This is a genomic window from Gilvibacter sp. (genome assembly GCF_965601605.1).
Classification (GTDB): Bacteria; Bacteroidota; Bacteroidia; order Flavobacteriales; family Flavobacteriaceae; genus Gilvibacter.
In genome coordinates, this window is sequence record NZ_CBFCWJ010000035.1 from 88028 (window position 1) to 104362 (window position 16335).

Sequence of the window (16335 nt, forward strand, 5' to 3'; positions counted from 1 at the left end):
GTACTTTATGTATTGAGCTCAAGGAATATGCGGGATTGAAAGAGGGGATTTTTCCTTTTTTTAGCCGGATTCTTTGATTTACAAGTCGGATTTTATAACCTTTAATGTGTTATAACAATTAAAAAAGCGAACTATGGCCAAACCTGCCAAATGTATTTCAGTACAACAAGCGAAACAACTTCAAAATAACTGGGTTACCACTCGTGAGCCTGCTATCACTCAGGCTCGAGGAGGGCAGCAAGACACCCGAGAAGTTGTGTTTAATATTGCGGAACTTGAAGAATTTCTTGACTATGTAAAAGATGAATCTGCCAAAAAGGGGATAACCGACCCTGGTGTACGCCTTTATTTTGCAGCATACAACAATATGAGTTCTGATTATGCAACTGTTTTTCTAAGTGCGACCATGTCTGACGATAAGCACTCGGATAACAATTATGACATTGAGCCGTATAACACCATAACAGCTGGGTTCCCTCCAAAGAACTATTAATGAAGTTTGTTGTAGTCTTAGTAATTTGTTTAGAGCTCATAGCAGCTTTTGCGGGCTTGTATCATATTAAAAGACACCAAGTTGGAACGTACACCAAATACGTGGTGTACGTTCTATTTTTCGTTGCTATCACCGAGATTGTAGCGTATATTTTACCAGGATTGATTGATAGAGAAGTAGCAATTCTGGGAGCTTTAAAAGGCACCCGTTTTGAGAGTAATCTATGGATACACAATTTGCAGCTCATTGTCACCTTTGGGTTCTTTGCAGCTTTCTTTAGATCCCGACTCAAACGTGGTTTTTTAGCGAGCATTATTAAATGGGGAGTCATTGTTTATGTGGTCTCGGCCATTGCCAATTTGATATTTACCGATATCATGTTTACGGGTATTTCTAACTACACCTACATTGTAGGATCGATCTTCTTATTGATCTGCATTTTGATCTATTATTTTGAATTGCTGAAGAGCGATAATATTCTGAGATTCAGCACTTCCTTGACTTTTTACATCTCCGTAGGATTATTGATCTACTATTTGTGTATTACGCCCTTGTTTATCTACGGGCGTTATTATTATCAGATTGAAAGCGGAGAGGCTTTCAAACAGTTTTACCTCTATACCTTGGCCGTAGCAAATGTGATTATGTACGGTACCTTTACTTTAGGATTTATCTTATGCAAACCCCAGACCAACAAATTTATTTGATTATTTACGTTGCCGCGGTACTGCTTATTATTGTGGTGGTAGCTATTCGGTTTTTCTCGGTGTTTATTCACAGGAAGAATAAATTGGTCTTGGAAAATCTTGAGGCGGAACAAAAATTTGAACAAGAACTGGCAAATTCGCGTTTGGAGATTCAAGAACAGACCTTTAAAAATATTGCTTGGGAGCTTCACGACAATGTTGGGCAGTTGCTTTCAGTGGCCAATATCCAACTCAATATGATAGAGTCCAAGCTGGATGAAGAAGCGCGTCCTCAACTGGAAGAAACCAAAGGAATCGTAGGCGAAAGCCTGCGTGAGATCCGCAATTTATCGCGCTCGTTGAACAAGGACGTGATCCTAAACGACGGTTTGGTGAACTCCATCAAGCGAGAGATGGAGCGTTTCAATCGAATGAATTTTATAAATGCCACTCTGGACATTAAAGGCGAGGAGTGCTGCATAAATGCCAAAGATGAGATCATCATCTACCGCATTCTTCAAGAGTTTTTTAGCAATGTGATCAAACATGCTAAAGCAGATAATTTATCTGTAAATTTAGACTTTGACTCAGCCCGATTGCTGATCAAGGCCAAAGATGACGGAATCGGATTTGACGCCTCCGATGTACGTGTGAGCAACGGTCTTTTAAATATGAAAAGCCGTGCCGCGTTGATAAACGCCGAATTTTCCCTGGACTCACAACAGGGCAAAGGTGTTAGTTTAACCCTCGAATATCCCTATAAAGATTATGACCGCCAAGACTAAACACAATATCGTAATTGTAGACGACCACCTCTTGTTTGCCGGTTCTCTAGAAAAACTTTTAGAATCCTTTGGAGAGTTTAACGTCCTGTTCCACGCAAAGAATGGGTCGGACTTTCAACAAAAATTAAAACTGGCAAAAATGCAGCCAGATGTAGTTTTACTCGACATCAATATGCCGGTAATGGACGGTTTTGAAACGGCCAATTGGCTCAGTTCCTATCGCAAAGACATTAAGGTGCTCGCTTTGTCTATGGATGATGATGAAGAGACCATTTTACGCATGTTGCGCTGTGGCGCCAACGGTTACCTGCTTAAGGATATCCATCCAGACAAGCTGAGGGAAGCACTTTTGGAAGTGATCCACAAAGGTTATTATCATTCGGAAAAAGTTGCGGCTACTTTATTACAATCCCTCAATCCGGCCAAAGAAAAACCTGAGCATCGATTGAAAGAGAACGAACGGATTTTTATCAGTTTGGCTTGTACGGAAATGACTTATAAAGAGATTGCAGAAAAGATGAATCTCAGTCCAAAAACAATTGACGGTTACCGCCACGAGCTATTTTCACGTTTGCAGATCAAAAACCGTGTAGGCTTAGTGATCTATGCCCTTAAGCACGATCTGTACCGGATCCAATAAGTGCTGCCCATATCGGATCTTGGGTATTTGGCATGGCCACAAAACTCATGGGTTCCTTCTTTACGGGATGCAATAATTCCAGTCGGTGCGCATGTAGATGAATGCTTCCATCAGTATTGGAACGCTTTGCTCCGTATTTGAGATCACCTTTGATCACGCTGCCAATAGCAGCAAACTGTGACCTTATTTGATGATGTCTCCCGGTGTGTAACTCCACTTCTAAAGCGGTATATCGCTCCAATCGGGCAATGACCTTATAGGACAAAACAGCCTTTTTACTTTGAGGAACCTCTTTAATGTGGGCGTAGGATTTATTTTGTTTCGGATTGCGAACCATAAAATGCGTTAGGGTCGCTTTTTCTTTTTCTGGCTCTCGGTCAACAACGGCCCAATAGGTCTTTTGCGTTTCCCTATTTTGGAACATTGCATTGAGCCTGCTCAATGCCTTTGACGTCCTAGCAAAAATTACAACGCCGCTGGTGGGACGGTCTAAACGGTGAACAACCCCTAAGAACACTTTTCCTGGTTTGTTGTATTTACGAGCGATATACTGCTTGGCAACTTCTACTAAAGGAAGGTCTCCAGTTTGATCACCTTGAACCAAGTCACCAGCGCGTTTATTGACCACCAATAAGTGGTTGTCCTCGTAGATAATGTCAATGTTCTCCGCCGTGGATCGCATTTGCAGCCTTAGTATTGCTCGTCTTCGTTCGGGAAATCACCAGACTTTACATCCGATATATACTTCTCGAAGGCATTGGTCATCTCAGAATAAAGGTCTAAATAGCGACGTAAAAAACGCGGATTGAATTCATAGGTCATCCCCAACATATCATGGGTAACCAAAACTTGACCGTCACAGCCAGGACCCGCTCCAATACCAATAATTGGGATTTGAACACTTTTAGCCACTTCTGCCGCTAGGGAAGCCGGGACCTTTTCAAGAACAATGGCAAAACAACCAATCTTTTCCAACATCAAGGCGTCTTCCTTAAGTTTCTCGGCTTCATCCTTATCCTTGGCACGTACTGTGTAGGTTCCAAATTTATAGATCGATTGAGGGGTGAGTCCTAAATGCCCCATTACTGGAATACCCGCATTCAGGATGCGCTTGATGGAGTCTTTGATCTCACGACCTCCTTCTAACTTTACAGCATGTCCGCCACTTTCTTTCATGATGCGGATCGCAGAACGCAAGGCTTCCTTTGGATCACTTTGGTACGTACCAAAAGGCAGATCCACCACAACCAAACTCCTATTGATACCGCGAATAACAGAAGAAGCGTGATAAATCATTTGGTCAAGGGTAATAGGCAAGGTGGTCTCGTGTCCGGCCATTACGTTAGATGCAGAGTCACCTACAAGAATTACATCAATACCCGCGCCATCAACAATGCGCGCCATGGTGTAATCATAGGCAGTAAGCATGGAGATTTTCTCCCCATTATGCTTCATGTCCACCAAGGTTTTGGTGGTAATTCTTTTGTATTCTTTCTTGGCCGTTGACATTTAATAAGGTTTTAGGGGATAAAAGTACTAATTTTAACAGGAAACAGGACCAGCAGAATTTCTGGCCGGCTAACTAAATACACCATGAATAAGAAATTACTTTTTGTACTGGCTTGTTGCTTCTCTCTAGCTGCGGTTGCTCAAGACTTTACTGAGGCCGATGCCCGCGGCATCATTGAAACTTTCTTTGAGGGATTCCACAAGGGAGATACTACCTTGATGAAATCTGTCATGCTCAAAGATGTTGATCTAAACACAGCATACACAGCACCTAATGGTGAGAAACGTTTGGCCCGAGGCAGCGTAGATCGTTTGCTGGAAGGCATTGCCAATAGACCACCAGAGCAAGTGTGGAAAGAAGAAATACTATCTTATAAGGTGCAAATTGATGGCGACCTTGCCCATGTTTGGACGCCTTACCGTTTTTATGTCAATGGACAATTTTTACATTGCGGAGCCAATTCCTTCACTTTGGTTCAAACACAAGACGGCTGGAAGATCCATCATTTGATCGATTCACGAAGAAAAGGGGACTGCAATACAGAAGACTAACAGTCAGAGAGGGCCACATTAATGGCCAAGCCACCTTCACTGGTCTCTTTGTATTTATTATTCATATCATTGGCCGTTTGCCACATAGTATTGATACACTTATCCAAAGGCACTTTGGCATTTTTAGGATCACTGTCAAGCGCCAACTCAGAAGCATTAATGGCCTTAATGGCCCCCATGGCATTGCGCTCAATACAAGGGATCTGGACCAAACCAGCAATCGGATCGCAGGTTAATCCTAAATGGTGCTCCATAGCGATTTCACTGGCCATTAAAACTTGTTCTGGAGTTCCGCCCATGAGTTCGGTCAAAGCTCCAGCAGCCATGGCAGAAGAGACTCCAATTTCAGCTTGACATCCGCCCATAGCCGCAGAAATAGTGGCACCTTTTTTAAAGAGACTTCCAATTTCTCCTGCAACCAATAAGAACTGCTGCACATCGTCAAAGTTGGCGTCGTGATTTTCAATAACCATATAATACATCAATACGGCAGGGATCACACCAGCGCTTCCATTGGTTGGCGCTGTAACTACACGTCCAAGCGAGGCATTGACTTCATTGACCGATAAGGCAAAACAACTTACCCATTTTAAGATCTCTCTAAACTTAACTTCTCCATCGCGAATACAAGAGATCCACTCTTGCGGATCCGTATATTGGGTATTTCTGATGAGTTTTTTGTGGGTGTCATAAGCGCGACGGCGCACATTGAGCCCTCCAGGCAATATACCTTCCGTATGACAGCCGGTGTACATGCTTTCCAGCATCACCTTCCAAACAGCCTCAAAATCATCATTGATCTGTGCTTCTGTGCGCAACGAAAGTTCATTTTGATAGACCACTTCAGAAACCTTCATGTTCAGCTCGTTGCAGTACTTTAGAAGTTCATCAGCCCTTTGAATGGGGTAAGGGAAATGACTAAAGGCTTCTTTCTTTGCAGCGGCGCGCTTTCTGGATTCCTCAACAACAAATCCACCACCTATACTGTAAAACGTCTTTTTGAAAAGCTTTCCGTTCTTGAGTAATCCAATAAACTCAATCCCGTTGGGATGGAATGGTAAAAACTCTCGATTGAAGACGATCTGTTTCTCCAGATCAAAATCAATAGGCCGCTCTCCATTGAGCGCTAGGGTTTTGTTCTCACGGATCAGCGCTATTTCTGTATCGATCTGATCGGTTGGGAAACTCACGGGGTCAAAACCGCAGAGCCCTAAAAGTACCGCAATGTCCGTGGCATGACCTCTTCCGGTCAAGGACAAAGAGCCGTAAAGATTAACAGTAACCTGATCGATCTGTTTAAAATGACCGCGTTTTTTGGCGATCTTGATCCAACGGTTTGCGGCCCGCCAAGGGCCTAAAGTATGGGAGCTCGATGGGCCAACGCCTATCTTGAGCATATCGAAAACGGAGATGCTTTCCACGGTGGTATTTTAGGGGCTAAATTTAGTGTTTTTGTCCAGAAGCCATTACTTTTAATGAGTGGAAACTTCTGGAATACTCGCAAATATCAATCGATACGTAAAGCTCGATGATACCCAGCAGACTGCTCTTAAAGCAATTCTCTCAAGCAAGACCTTGAATAAAAGGGAATTTCTGCTTGAACCGGGGATGATCTGTAGGCATCAAAGCTATGTGGTCTCTGGCTGTTTGCGCTCCTTTTTTATTGCTGCTGATGGTAGCGAGCAAACCATTCAATTCGCCATAGAAGATTGGTTCATCTCTGATTTTAATAGTTACCTCAATCAGGCACCGGGCTCACTTTACGTGGAAGCCATTACGCCAACCACCGTTTTACAATTGGAGTATGAAGCCACCGAAGCACTTTGTTTAGAGCACCCGATTTTTGAAAGGTATTTTAAAATGACAGCGCAAAAGGCCTTTGCCTTTGCGCAAAACAGAATGCTTTCGAACCTGCGCGACAGTGCCACCGAGCGTTATTTGGTCTTTAAAGAGCGTTATCCAGAAATTGTGGAGCGAGTTCCCCAATACGCTTTGGCTTCCTATTTGGGCATGAGTGCGGAGTTTCTCAGTAAGATTCGCAAATCCGTTTAATTCTTGTTTTCTTGAACTGGTTCATTTTTTCTGTGGAGAATATCCTTGAAATTTGCCCTAATTAAATTCTTTGAACATGAAAATTACATTTATAGGCCTGGGAATTATGGGCCAGGCTATGGCTACCAACTTGTTGAAAAACGGAACTTCTTTGACGGTTTACAATCGTTCTATAGAAAAAGCAGAGTCCTTAAGAATACTAGGAGCGACTGTTGCTGAAAGTGCGGCAAAAGCAGTGGCAGATGCAGATCTAGTGATCAGTATGCTTGCAGGTCCATCTGCGGTTGATCAAATGTTTCTGAGTGAATCTGGAATTTTAAAGCACATGAAACCTCATTCCACATGGATAGACTGTTCTACGGTGGATTCGGAATTCAGTAGGTCATCTGCAACGGCAGCTCAAAAAAGTGGAGTTTCTTTTATTGATGCTCCCGTGGCAGGTTCCAAACCGCAAGCAGAAGCTGCTGTATTGAGTTTCTTTGTGGGAACCACTGCTGAAGGAATCGCTCCTTTTGAGTCCTTACTCTTACAGATGGGACAAAAAGTAATTCCTTTTGGCACTGCAGGGCAGGGGTCTTCCTTTAAAATGGTGGTCAATATGCTTTTGGGTCAGTCGATGGTGATCTTTAGCGAGGCTATTCAGTTAGGAACGGCATTAAACATCGATACGGAGTTCTTATTAAAAACGCTGCCTAAATTACCAGTGACGGCGCCTTTTACAGCCTTAAAGACGGATAACATCAGCAATAATACTTATCCAACACATTTCCCCTTAGAGCATATGTTGAAAGATCTACGCTTGGCTACTCAGGCATATAGCTCTGCGGGTAAAAGATTGGCTGTGGCAGAAACGGTTAAGGCGCAATTTGAAGGAGCGGCAGAAGCCGGTAGATCCCGTCAGGATTTTAGCGCCATACATGCCTATTTAACATCCTAAGCAAGACAACAATGACAGGCTGCACAGTTAGACTGACAGCCTGTCATAATTATAGAGCTGGCATAATGATTGACTATAGAGGAGTGAGTTTAAATTTGAATCATTACACCTATAGCATATAATTATGAGTAAAATTATTGGAATCGACTTAGGAACCACCAACTCGTGTGTCGCCGTTATGGAAGGAAGCGAGCCTACGGTGATTCCGAATGCCGAAGGAAAAAGAACAACACCATCCGTAATTGCTTTCGTAGAAGGCGGTGAGATCAAGGTGGGTGACCCTGCAAAGCGTCAGGCAGTTACCAACCCAACTAAAACCGTTGCCTCCATCAAGCGTTTTATGGGGAACAAATACAGCGAGTCTCAGCAAGAGGCTGATCGCGCTGCTTATACGGTGGTAAAAGGAGACAATGACACGCCACGTGTGGATATTGACGGTCGCCTTTATACGCCACAAGAACTTTCTGCCATGGTCCTTCAGAAAATGAAGAAAACTGCAGAAGACTACTTAGGTACTTCCGTTTCTGAAGCGGTTATTACCGTTCCTGCTTACTTCAACGACTCCCAACGTCAAGCTACAAAAGAAGCTGGTGAGATCGCAGGATTGACCGTTCGCAGAATTATCAACGAACCAACCGCAGCTGCTTTGGCTTACGGTTTGGACAAAAAGACCTCAGACCAAAAGATTGTAGTCTTTGACTTTGGAGGGGGAACGCATGACGTTTCTATTCTAGAGCTTGGAGATGGCGTGTTTGAAGTATTGGCTACTGACGGTGATACTCACCTTGGTGGTGACGATGTAGACACCAAGATCATCAACTGGTTAGCCGATGAGTTCAAATCTGATGAGAACATGGACCTTAGACAAGACCCAATGGCCTTGCAACGTTTAAAAGAAGCTGCTGAAAAAGCAAAGATCGAATTGTCATCTTCTTCTCAGACAGAGATCAACTTGCCATATATCACAGCTACGGCTAGCGGACCTAAGCACTTGGTGCGTACTTTGAGCCGTGCAAAGTTTGAGCAATTGATCGACGATCTAGTAAAAAGAACTATTGAGCCGTGTCAGACTGCACTTAAGAATGCAGGACTTTCAACTTCTGATATCGACGAGGTAATCCTAGTAGGAGGTTCTACACGTATTCCTGCTGTTCAGGAAGCTGTAAAGAACTTCTTCGGGAAAGATCCGAGTAAAGGAGTTAACCCAGACGAAGTAGTAGCTGTAGGAGCTGCTATTCAAGGAGGGGTATTGACTGGTGATGTAAAAGATGTATTGCTTTTAGATGTGACACCACTTTCTCTTGGAATTGAGACCATGGGTGGAGTGATGACCAAATTGATTGAGGCTAACACCACGATCCCTACCAAGAAGTCACAGGTATTCTCTACGGCTGCAGACAACCAGCCAAGTGTGGAGATCCACGTACTTCAAGGAGAGCGTCCAATGGCTACAGACAACAAAACTATTGGAAGATTTCACTTAGACGGAATTCCACCAGCCCCTCGCGGAATGCCTCAAATTGAGGTGACCTTTGATATTGATGCCAACGGCATCATCAAAGTAACTGCGGCAGATAAGGCGACTGGAAAATCTCAGGACATCCGTATTGAAGCTTCTTCAGGACTTACAGAGGAAGAGATCGAAAAGATGAAAGCTGAGGCAGAAGCCAATGCAGAAGCTGATAAAGCTGCTAAAGAAAAAGCAGATAAGATCAACGAAGCAGATGCGATGATCTTCCAAACTGAAAAGCAATTGGAAGAATTCGGAGATAAGATCAGCGATGACAAAAAAGCGCCGATCCAAGCTGCTCTTGAAGATCTAAAGAAAGCCTTTGAAACTAAAGAGCTTGAGACCATTCAGCCTGCACTTGATGCCCTTAACGAAGCTTGGAAAGTGGCTAGTGAGGAAATGTACAAAGCGCAAGCGGAAGCTCAGCAGCAAGGAGCACCGACAGGTGATGCCTCAGCCGCTGGAGACGACCAAGGATCTGACGTTGAAGACGTCGATTTTGAAGAAGTGAAGTAATTCATTGATATACAGATAGAAACCCGGTCAATTGGCCGGGTTTTTTGTTTTCTACCAAAAACAATTTCGATTCTTTTTCAGGATTTTTTCCAATCCGGTTGTTAGTCCAATAAACGACCACTATGCGAAAGAATCAAATTATCAGTCTTGTCCTGCTGTCCATTTCAGGGCTCTTAATGTTTGCAGTTTATCAAAAGAGCAAGGCTCTAAATGAGTCTAAACCGAGTTTTGCTGCAGATCAAACCTATCGTGTTTCCTTCAACTATTATCTAGAAGATTTTGCTTCTGAGGATCAAGTAAACTGGTATCTGCCTCAGAATAGCAGTAGACAACAAATTGACAGCCTGACTTTCCCAACTGAGCTGATTCCTAGAGAAGATATTTATGGTACTCGACTAAGATGGACCGCAGACGGCGATACTCAATACAAGCAATTACAAACCAGTTTTGTCTTTAAGGGCAAGGCGTATCAGCACCAAATCCCTGAAAACTTTAAAAGAGATACTGAATCCGCGACCCAATACTTAGTATCAACTCCCTTAATTCAAGCTGATGCGCCAGAGATTATTGCTCTGGCGGATCAAATCCGCAATGCACACAGCAGTGATCTTTTGAGAATTACTGCAGCTTTTGATCGGGTGATGCAAATTCCATCGGCTCCAATCATTACCAAGACCGATGCCCTTACAGCGCTTTCACGGAACTACGCGTCCTGTAACGGTAAGAGCCGATTGTTTGTGGCTTTGGCCCGTGCTATGGGCTATCCGGCTAGACTGAGTGGCGGCCTCATCTTAGAAAATACACAGAAAAGAACCTCACACGTTTGGACTGAACTAAAAATTGACGGACACTGGATCCCTTTTGACACCCTTAACGGTCATTTTGGGTATTTACCAGCGAATTATTTGGCTATTCATCATGGAGATCGTGCCATGTTGAGCCACAGTCCAGGTATGTCTTTTGATTACAACTACCAGATGGAGCAGTTAGAAGTGTTGAAGTTTTTGGAGCGTCCAACGGCTACACTGAGCAGTTTTAGTCCTTTAGGCTTGTTTAGATTTTTGGAGTCTGGAATTTTAAATACTTCGGCCTTGTATCTGATCCTGATGCTGCCCTTAGGCGGATTATTAGTAGCCTTTTTACGCAATGTTGTGGGCTTAAAAACCTTTGGAGTGTTCTTACCCGTATTGATTGCCTATGCCTTGTTTGAAACCGGATTTGGTCTAGGAATTCTACTGTTCACAGGACTGATCTTGTTTGTAGGACTCGCTTCCAGACCGTTCCAGCGTTTGGGTTTATTACACACACCAAAATTGGTGATCTCCCTTACCCTTATGGTTGTTTTTATGCTGGCCGGGACGGCAGCGGGTCTTTATTTTGATATTCCTTGGCTAAGTTCACTAACAGTTTTTCCTACGATTATCTTGACGTTGTCCGCGGAGAAATTCAGCAATCTCATTGTTGAAGATGGCCTGGGTGATGCCACAAGAATGCTTTTTCAAACGCTGTTGGCTGTGAGCTGTTGTTATTTGTTGTTTCAACAACAAGTGATCTTTGAATGGTTGGTGGTCTTTCCAGAATTTCTATTGCTGATTATTGTTATTGCGATTCTTTTAGGCCGATACATTGGCTTCCGATTGGTAGAGATCGTTCGCTTCAATCCACTTTTAAAATAGTCGCTATGTTCAGATTCATCAAGCCCAATGGTGTCATGGGGATCAACAAGCGCAACAGAACCTTGATCTATCCCAACAACCAGCGCAAGCATTACAAATTGGCCGACGACAAGGTAGAGTGCAAGCAAATCTTGCATAAGCACGGGATTGCCTGTGCAGAGACTTATGCCGTGATTCACAAGCACAGTGAGATCAAAAGATCATGGCAAAATTGTCAACAATACGATGCTTTGGCCATAAAACCTGCAAATGGCTGTGGAGGAGACGGAATCTTGATCCTTCGTAAAAAGCAAGGAGAGTGGGTAGGTTCTGGAAAAGTATTTGCTGATGCTGATGTCAAACGCCACATAGCCAATATCATTACCGGCATGTACTCCATGCGTTCTGAGGACCGTTGCTTGATTGAAGCCTGTATTGTGCCTCACGAGTTCTTTGGTAGTATCTATAAAGAGGGAGTTCCTGATTTTAGGGTGATCACTTTAAAGGGAGTGCCTATTATGGCGATGCTCAGGATGCCAACTTCCAAAAGCAATGGGAAAGCCAATCTGCACCAAAAAGGGGTGGGCATAGGCGTTGACATGGCCACAGGTAAACTCACACAAGTCTATGACGGCAGTTCGTATAGCGACAACCACCCAGACAATACCCGTTGTGTCAAGGGTATGGATGTGCCGTATTGGGAAGACCTTTACGCACTCAGCATAGCGACGGCAAAGATCTTTCCCTTGGGATATTTAGGGATCGATATTGTTATTGATCAAGAACTAGGACCACAGATCATGGAGGTCAACGTAAGACCAGGACTGGGAATTCAATTAGTCAATAAAATGGGGCTACAAGCCGCTATTGACGCACAACCAAAACTAAACACATTATGAACAGATATATCCTATTAGTCACCCTGCTCTTTACCAACATTGGTCTAGCACAGCAATCAGAAAACCACAAATTCAGAGTGCTTACTCTGAGCGGATACGAGTATAATTATTTGAAGAGTCCCGATGAAGTTCTTTTTGAGGGTACTGTTTTAGGTCGAGATAGTTTGATTAATAGTAGTGTCTATCAAGATATTGATCTGCGCTACAGTTTTAAGACAGAAGGTCGATACAGCACCTTCAGCCTAGTTGCTGCTCCAGAAGCCCGATTCTTTTACGAACAACCTGAGGACTCTTATTGGCGATTTTCACTCAATCTGTCCTATGAATTGGAGCTCTCTAAACGCTGGGACTATTTGGCTTTTGCGAGATTCAAGCGCAACGATAGAGAAGGACTTGACGGAGCGCAAGATATTTTAATCAATCCCTTAGGGTTTACGCAATATGAAGCACAGACAGGGGTACAGTATCGTCCCTTTCGATACAATAAAATGATACTATTGGCTGGATTCAGACACAAAAATTTTGACCCTTTTGGAGTTCGGGATCTGGAGTATAATCAATATGAGCTCAGCTTTACAACTGAGCAGAGGTTTAAAGTAGGGCGGCGGTTTCAGAAGATCGGTATCGAGCTCGCCGCCCGAAAACGACTGTATCAGACTTTGAATACCACCAATGAGATTCCTGACGGAGAACGCGATTGGGATTATTTGGATGCCACGGCATTTTTGGAACTCCGTTTGACCAAGGCTTTTAAAATCACTCCTGCCTTTAATTATTATCAAAGGATTGATCAGTTGATCGATCGGTCAGGTTTTACTCAATATGGGCCTCGTTTAGGTTTGAGATACAGTGGGGATAAGCTCGTACTGAGTGCGAGCACTGCATTTAATACACGGAATTATAAAACTTTTGAGGCTCGTGATCAATCGGGACTTACGGGAGAGAAGATCAAATACGAATACGTTAACCTGAGCTTTAACGCGACTTGGCAGCTTAATGAAAGTCTATATTTAAGGGCAGAAGTCTACTCTAGGGTCCGCAGTACCAATTATACGGATATCACTGCCAGATCCTTTAGAAATTACCGCAATCAATACGCAGGGCTAGGTTTGCAATGGCGACTTTGACCCTAAATACGTAGGGCTACAGTGTTAAAAACCAGGCAGGGAAGGGGATATTTTCTTAAATTAGAAGAACAATCCCATTGAAAATTATTGCCCAATGCGAGCCCAATCACAAACTCCAAAGCGCAATTTCCGTGGACTGATGCTGCTGTTGCTAGCGACTCTTTTATTCTCAGCAACAACCCTAAATGCACAGGACGCTGCGGCGGAGTACACCGAATTTCGCGGAAAGATCTTAGACAGTGAAGGTAAAGACCCAGTGGTCTTTGCAACTTTATTGGTGACCGGTACAAACATCAGCACCGTAAGTAATACAGAAGGTGATTATTTGCTTAAAGTGCCTAACGAATATCTCAATGCCTCTTTGGAGGTTTCTCTTTTAGGGTATGAGACTTACACGGCCTCCTTGAGTGAGGTCCCTAAAAGCAAACACGAGATTTATTTGACCATTGAAATTTCTCAGTTGAGTGAGATCAGTGTAACGCGTTTTGCTGATGCCAATGCCTTGGTCCGTGCTGTTTTTAGGAAAAGAGGGGACAACACCCTTCCTCAACCCGCACGCATGACGGCCTTTTACAGAGAGACCATAAAAAGGCGCAACAGAAATGTATCCCTAACCGAGGCTGTTGTGGACTTGTACAAACAACCCAGCACCAACAACATTAAAGATGTGGTAGCTCTTGATAAGGCCCGTAAAAGCACAGACTATCGCCGTTTGGATACGGTGGCACTTAAATTACAAGGTGGGCCATTCTCTACCTTGTATTTGGATATAATGAAGTATCCGGAATACATCTTTACAGAAGACACTTATGACCTTTACGACTTCTCTTTGGAAAGTTCTACCGCGGTGAATGATCGGCCGGTTTATGTGGTGAGTTTTAAGCAAAAGGACTTTGTTTTGGATCCCTTGTATTATGGACAACTCTATATTGACACGGAAACCCTGGCTTTGACCAGCGCAGAATACCAATTATTACTCACCGATAAAAAAGCGGCCAGCGCTTTGTTTGTAAAAAGAAAACCCGGTGATATTGTGGTTACTCCAACCAGAGCAGCTTATAGAGTAGATTACCGCGAGAAAGACGGACGTTGGTTCTACGGATACGGCAGTGTGGATCTCACCTTTAAGATCAATAAAAAACGCAAACTCTTCAATTCCGTATATAGTTTGAACAGTGAGATGGCAGTGACCAATTGGGAATTGATCACAAATGATCAAATTGTACGCCCAAAGGATCGATTGCGTCCATCGGTAGTGATCACCGACGAGATCTCTGGTTTTTCAGATCCTGATTTTTGGGGGGCGAGGAATGTGATCGAACCCGAAAAATCTATAGAATCTGCGATCAATAAGATTCAAAGGCAAATGCGACGCAGCAATAAATGACAATAAAAAACCCGATCAAGGACGATCGGGTTTTTTTGAACATGTAGCAGAACTTTTCTTTCTCACTTCAACTGTTTAAGTCGATTGCAGTTTAGTGTAAAGACTGTAAATTTAATTCATAACTCCTTGAAGGTCAACAGGGTTTTTCCTCAAAAAGTAATAGCAAATTCGTTAAAATCGTGTTAGAAATTCCTCAACTAAGGGAATGCCGTTTGCTAGTTACGCATTCCCATCCAAGTCGGGTTTAAAGACGCGCATGAGTTTTGCCGTTTCTGCCGACTGTGTCCCGCGATCGTCTTCCAATTGATCAATGATATTTTCATAATCTTTTTCAGAACGATTCTGAGACATTTTGTATTTGGCTTGAATGTCTGTGATCTCAATTTCAAATCCTACAATTCCATAGACCTGGTTCAAGGTCTTTTTGGAGAGTTTGGACATATCGATGGGCTCGTCAACATCAGCCTCGTATTTAGCCATAAGGCCTTCCAACATGGGCATGAGCTCCTCTTGGTCCATAGTGCGTAATTTGCCATAAATATGCACGGCCACATAGTTCCAGGTAGAGACCTCTTCAATGCTGTACCAACTTGCAGAAACATAGGAATGCGGTCCATTAAAAACCGCCAAAACCTCACCTTGCTGATCAAAGGACTCCCATTGTACATTTCTTTTAGCCAAATGCCCTTGCAGATAGGCTTTACCATCTTTTTCCAAGTATTCTAATGGCAGGTGAGTGGCTAGTGGTTTTCCATCATGCTGAGTGATCAAAAGTCCAAAGGCATTGCTTTTTAAAAACTCGGTGATCTTAGCGTGATTGGTCTCTTTGAAAAGGGCTGGAATATACATAAGGCCAAAGATATCAAATATCCTTGGCCTTTTTTAGTTCAATTTTAGGGTGATTATTCCCCGATCAAGTGAAGCTCAGTAAAGTCTTTGGTGATCTCTAAAGTAGCTTCCCCGTTGAATTTAATGCTGGTATCCAGCTGATTGTCTAATTCAATAGCAGTAACCTTGAAAGGCAATCCGTGGAACTTCAAAGTAATGGTATCGTACTCGGTTACAAACTTACCTTCTTTGTGTTGCTGAATGATCAGTTCATTGGACTTTCCAGTCAACTTGAATGAACGCATACTAAAACGTCCCTTTTTGTAGTCGTAACCGTCCTGAGCATCTTCATAGACCTTGGCTTTTCCTTTTCCTTCTTTGTAATAAACATCCAAGGTTAAGGTTTCGATCTTTTTCTCCCCAACATATTGCTGTACAGGATATTTAGGAATCATGGCTCCACTTCTTACAAAGAGTGGGATCTTGTTGATATCCGCATCTACCCAAAGTTCTTTTCCGCCTTCAACCACTTCATCACTCCAGTAGTTGTACCAATGTCCACGAGGGATGTACATACGGCGGCCTTGCGCATTCGGCTCTAAAATAGGACACACTAAAATGTCATTTCCAAAAATGAACTCGTCTGTACGGTAAAAGGTCTGGTGGTCTTCTTGATCAAAATAAACCAAAGGCTTGATCATCGGGATACCGTCTTGAGCGTATTCCCAGAACATGGTGTACAAGTAGGGAAGCAGCTCG

The 16335-nt window shown here is 43.2% G+C and carries 17 protein-coding genes; 12 read left to right on the forward strand and 5 right to left on the reverse strand.

The features are described 5' to 3' along the window. Positions 1-133: 133 nt before the first annotated feature. The 4 genes from ACSLP7_RS09880 to ACSLP7_RS09895 are packed head-to-tail and all read left to right on the forward strand — an operon-like array spanning position 134 to position 2604. The gene (locus ACSLP7_RS09880; RefSeq protein WP_435579150.1) at positions 134-493 is read left to right on the forward strand and encodes a hypothetical protein; all 360 of its coding nucleotides are present in this window, start codon (positions 134-136) and stop codon (positions 491-493) included. Then, the gene (locus tag ACSLP7_RS09885; protein ID WP_435579151.1) at positions 493-1200 is read left to right on the forward strand and encodes a hypothetical protein; all 708 of its coding nucleotides are present in this window, start codon (positions 493-495) and stop codon (positions 1198-1200) included. Before ACSLP7_RS09880 ends, ACSLP7_RS09885 begins: the two co-directional genes overlap by 1 nt. Continuing rightward, a complete protein-coding gene (locus ACSLP7_RS09890; protein WP_435579152.1) occupies positions 1170-1964 on the forward strand; it encodes a sensor histidine kinase in 795 nt (264 codons plus the stop codon). The genes ACSLP7_RS09885 and ACSLP7_RS09890 overlap by 31 nt, the downstream gene beginning before the upstream one ends. Then, on the forward strand, positions 1948-2604 hold the full coding sequence (locus tag ACSLP7_RS09895; protein ID WP_435579153.1) for a response regulator transcription factor: 657 nt from the start codon (positions 1948-1950) through the stop codon (positions 2602-2604). Before ACSLP7_RS09890 ends, ACSLP7_RS09895 begins: the two co-directional genes overlap by 17 nt. Here the strand turns inward: ACSLP7_RS09895 and ACSLP7_RS09900 are convergent. Together ACSLP7_RS09900 and panB are read right to left on the reverse strand one after the other, a co-directional pair. After that, positions 2576-3286, reverse strand: coding sequence for an RluA family pseudouridine synthase (locus ACSLP7_RS09900; protein ID WP_435579154.1), 711 nt, complete (start codon positions 3284-3286; stop codon positions 2576-2578). The two genes, ACSLP7_RS09895 and ACSLP7_RS09900, sit on opposite strands and share 29 nt — an antisense overlap. A gap of 8 nt (positions 3287-3294) precedes the next feature. Next, positions 3295-4113, reverse strand: a complete 819-nt coding sequence (gene panB / locus ACSLP7_RS09905; protein WP_435579155.1) for a 3-methyl-2-oxobutanoate hydroxymethyltransferase — start codon at positions 4111-4113, stop codon at positions 3295-3297. A gap of 84 nt (positions 4114-4197) precedes the next feature. On the opposite strand from panB, the gene ACSLP7_RS09910 reads away from it, so the two are divergent. Continuing rightward, complete coding sequence (locus ACSLP7_RS09910; RefSeq protein ID WP_435579156.1) at positions 4198-4665, forward strand: nuclear transport factor 2 family protein; 468 nt, start codon at positions 4198-4200, stop codon at positions 4663-4665. Here the strand turns inward: ACSLP7_RS09910 and ACSLP7_RS09915 are convergent. Continuing rightward, positions 4662-6086, reverse strand: a complete 1425-nt coding sequence (locus tag ACSLP7_RS09915) for an L-serine ammonia-lyase (RefSeq protein WP_435579157.1) — start codon at positions 6084-6086, stop codon at positions 4662-4664. The genes ACSLP7_RS09910 and ACSLP7_RS09915 overlap by 4 nt on opposite strands. A 58-nt stretch (positions 6087-6144) precedes the next feature. Here ACSLP7_RS09915 and ACSLP7_RS09920 point away from each other — a divergent pair, with 58 nt between their 5' ends. The 7 genes from ACSLP7_RS09920 to ACSLP7_RS09950 all read left to right on the forward strand — a co-directional run bounded on the left by ACSLP7_RS09920 (position 6145) and on the right by ACSLP7_RS09950 (position 14748). Beyond that, a complete protein-coding gene (locus ACSLP7_RS09920) occupies positions 6145-6717 on the forward strand; it encodes a Crp/Fnr family transcriptional regulator (RefSeq protein ID WP_435579158.1) in 573 nt (190 codons plus the stop codon). A 76-nt stretch (positions 6718-6793) separates the two neighbouring features. Continuing rightward, on the forward strand, positions 6794-7654 hold the full coding sequence (locus ACSLP7_RS09925; protein ID WP_435579159.1) for an NAD(P)-dependent oxidoreductase: 861 nt from the start codon (positions 6794-6796) through the stop codon (positions 7652-7654). Between the two features lie 124 nt (positions 7655-7778). Continuing rightward, a complete protein-coding gene (gene dnaK / locus ACSLP7_RS09930) occupies positions 7779-9680 on the forward strand; it encodes a molecular chaperone DnaK (protein WP_435579160.1) in 1902 nt (633 codons plus the stop codon). Positions 9681-9802: 122 nt separating this feature from the next. After that, positions 9803-11356 (forward strand): 7TM domain-containing protein, encoded by a 1554-nt coding sequence (locus ACSLP7_RS09935; protein ID WP_435579161.1) that lies wholly within the window; start codon positions 9803-9805, stop codon positions 11354-11356. Between the two features lie 5 nt (positions 11357-11361). Continuing rightward, positions 11362-12234, forward strand: coding sequence for a sugar-transfer associated ATP-grasp domain-containing protein (locus ACSLP7_RS09940; protein ID WP_435579162.1), 873 nt, complete (start codon positions 11362-11364; stop codon positions 12232-12234). Then, positions 12231-13361, forward strand: coding sequence for a hypothetical protein (locus tag ACSLP7_RS09945; RefSeq protein ID WP_435579163.1), 1131 nt, complete (start codon positions 12231-12233; stop codon positions 13359-13361). The genes ACSLP7_RS09940 and ACSLP7_RS09945 overlap by 4 nt, the downstream gene beginning before the upstream one ends. Positions 13362-13455: 94 nt before the next feature. Then, positions 13456-14748, forward strand: a complete 1293-nt coding sequence (locus ACSLP7_RS09950) for a carboxypeptidase-like regulatory domain-containing protein (RefSeq protein ID WP_435579164.1) — start codon at positions 13456-13458, stop codon at positions 14746-14748. A gap of 219 nt (positions 14749-14967) precedes the next feature. Here ACSLP7_RS09950 and ACSLP7_RS09955 read toward each other — a convergent pair whose 3' ends face one another. Both ACSLP7_RS09955 and ACSLP7_RS09960 read right to left on the reverse strand, forming a co-directional pair. Next, entirely contained in the window at positions 14968-15597 is a 630-nt protein-coding gene (locus ACSLP7_RS09955) for an FMN-binding negative transcriptional regulator (RefSeq protein ID WP_435579165.1), read from the reverse strand. 53 nt (positions 15598-15650) lie between these two features. Beyond that, on the reverse strand, positions 15651-16335 hold a 685-nt coding region (locus tag ACSLP7_RS09960), incomplete at its 5' end, for a DUF5110 domain-containing protein (RefSeq protein ID WP_435579166.1).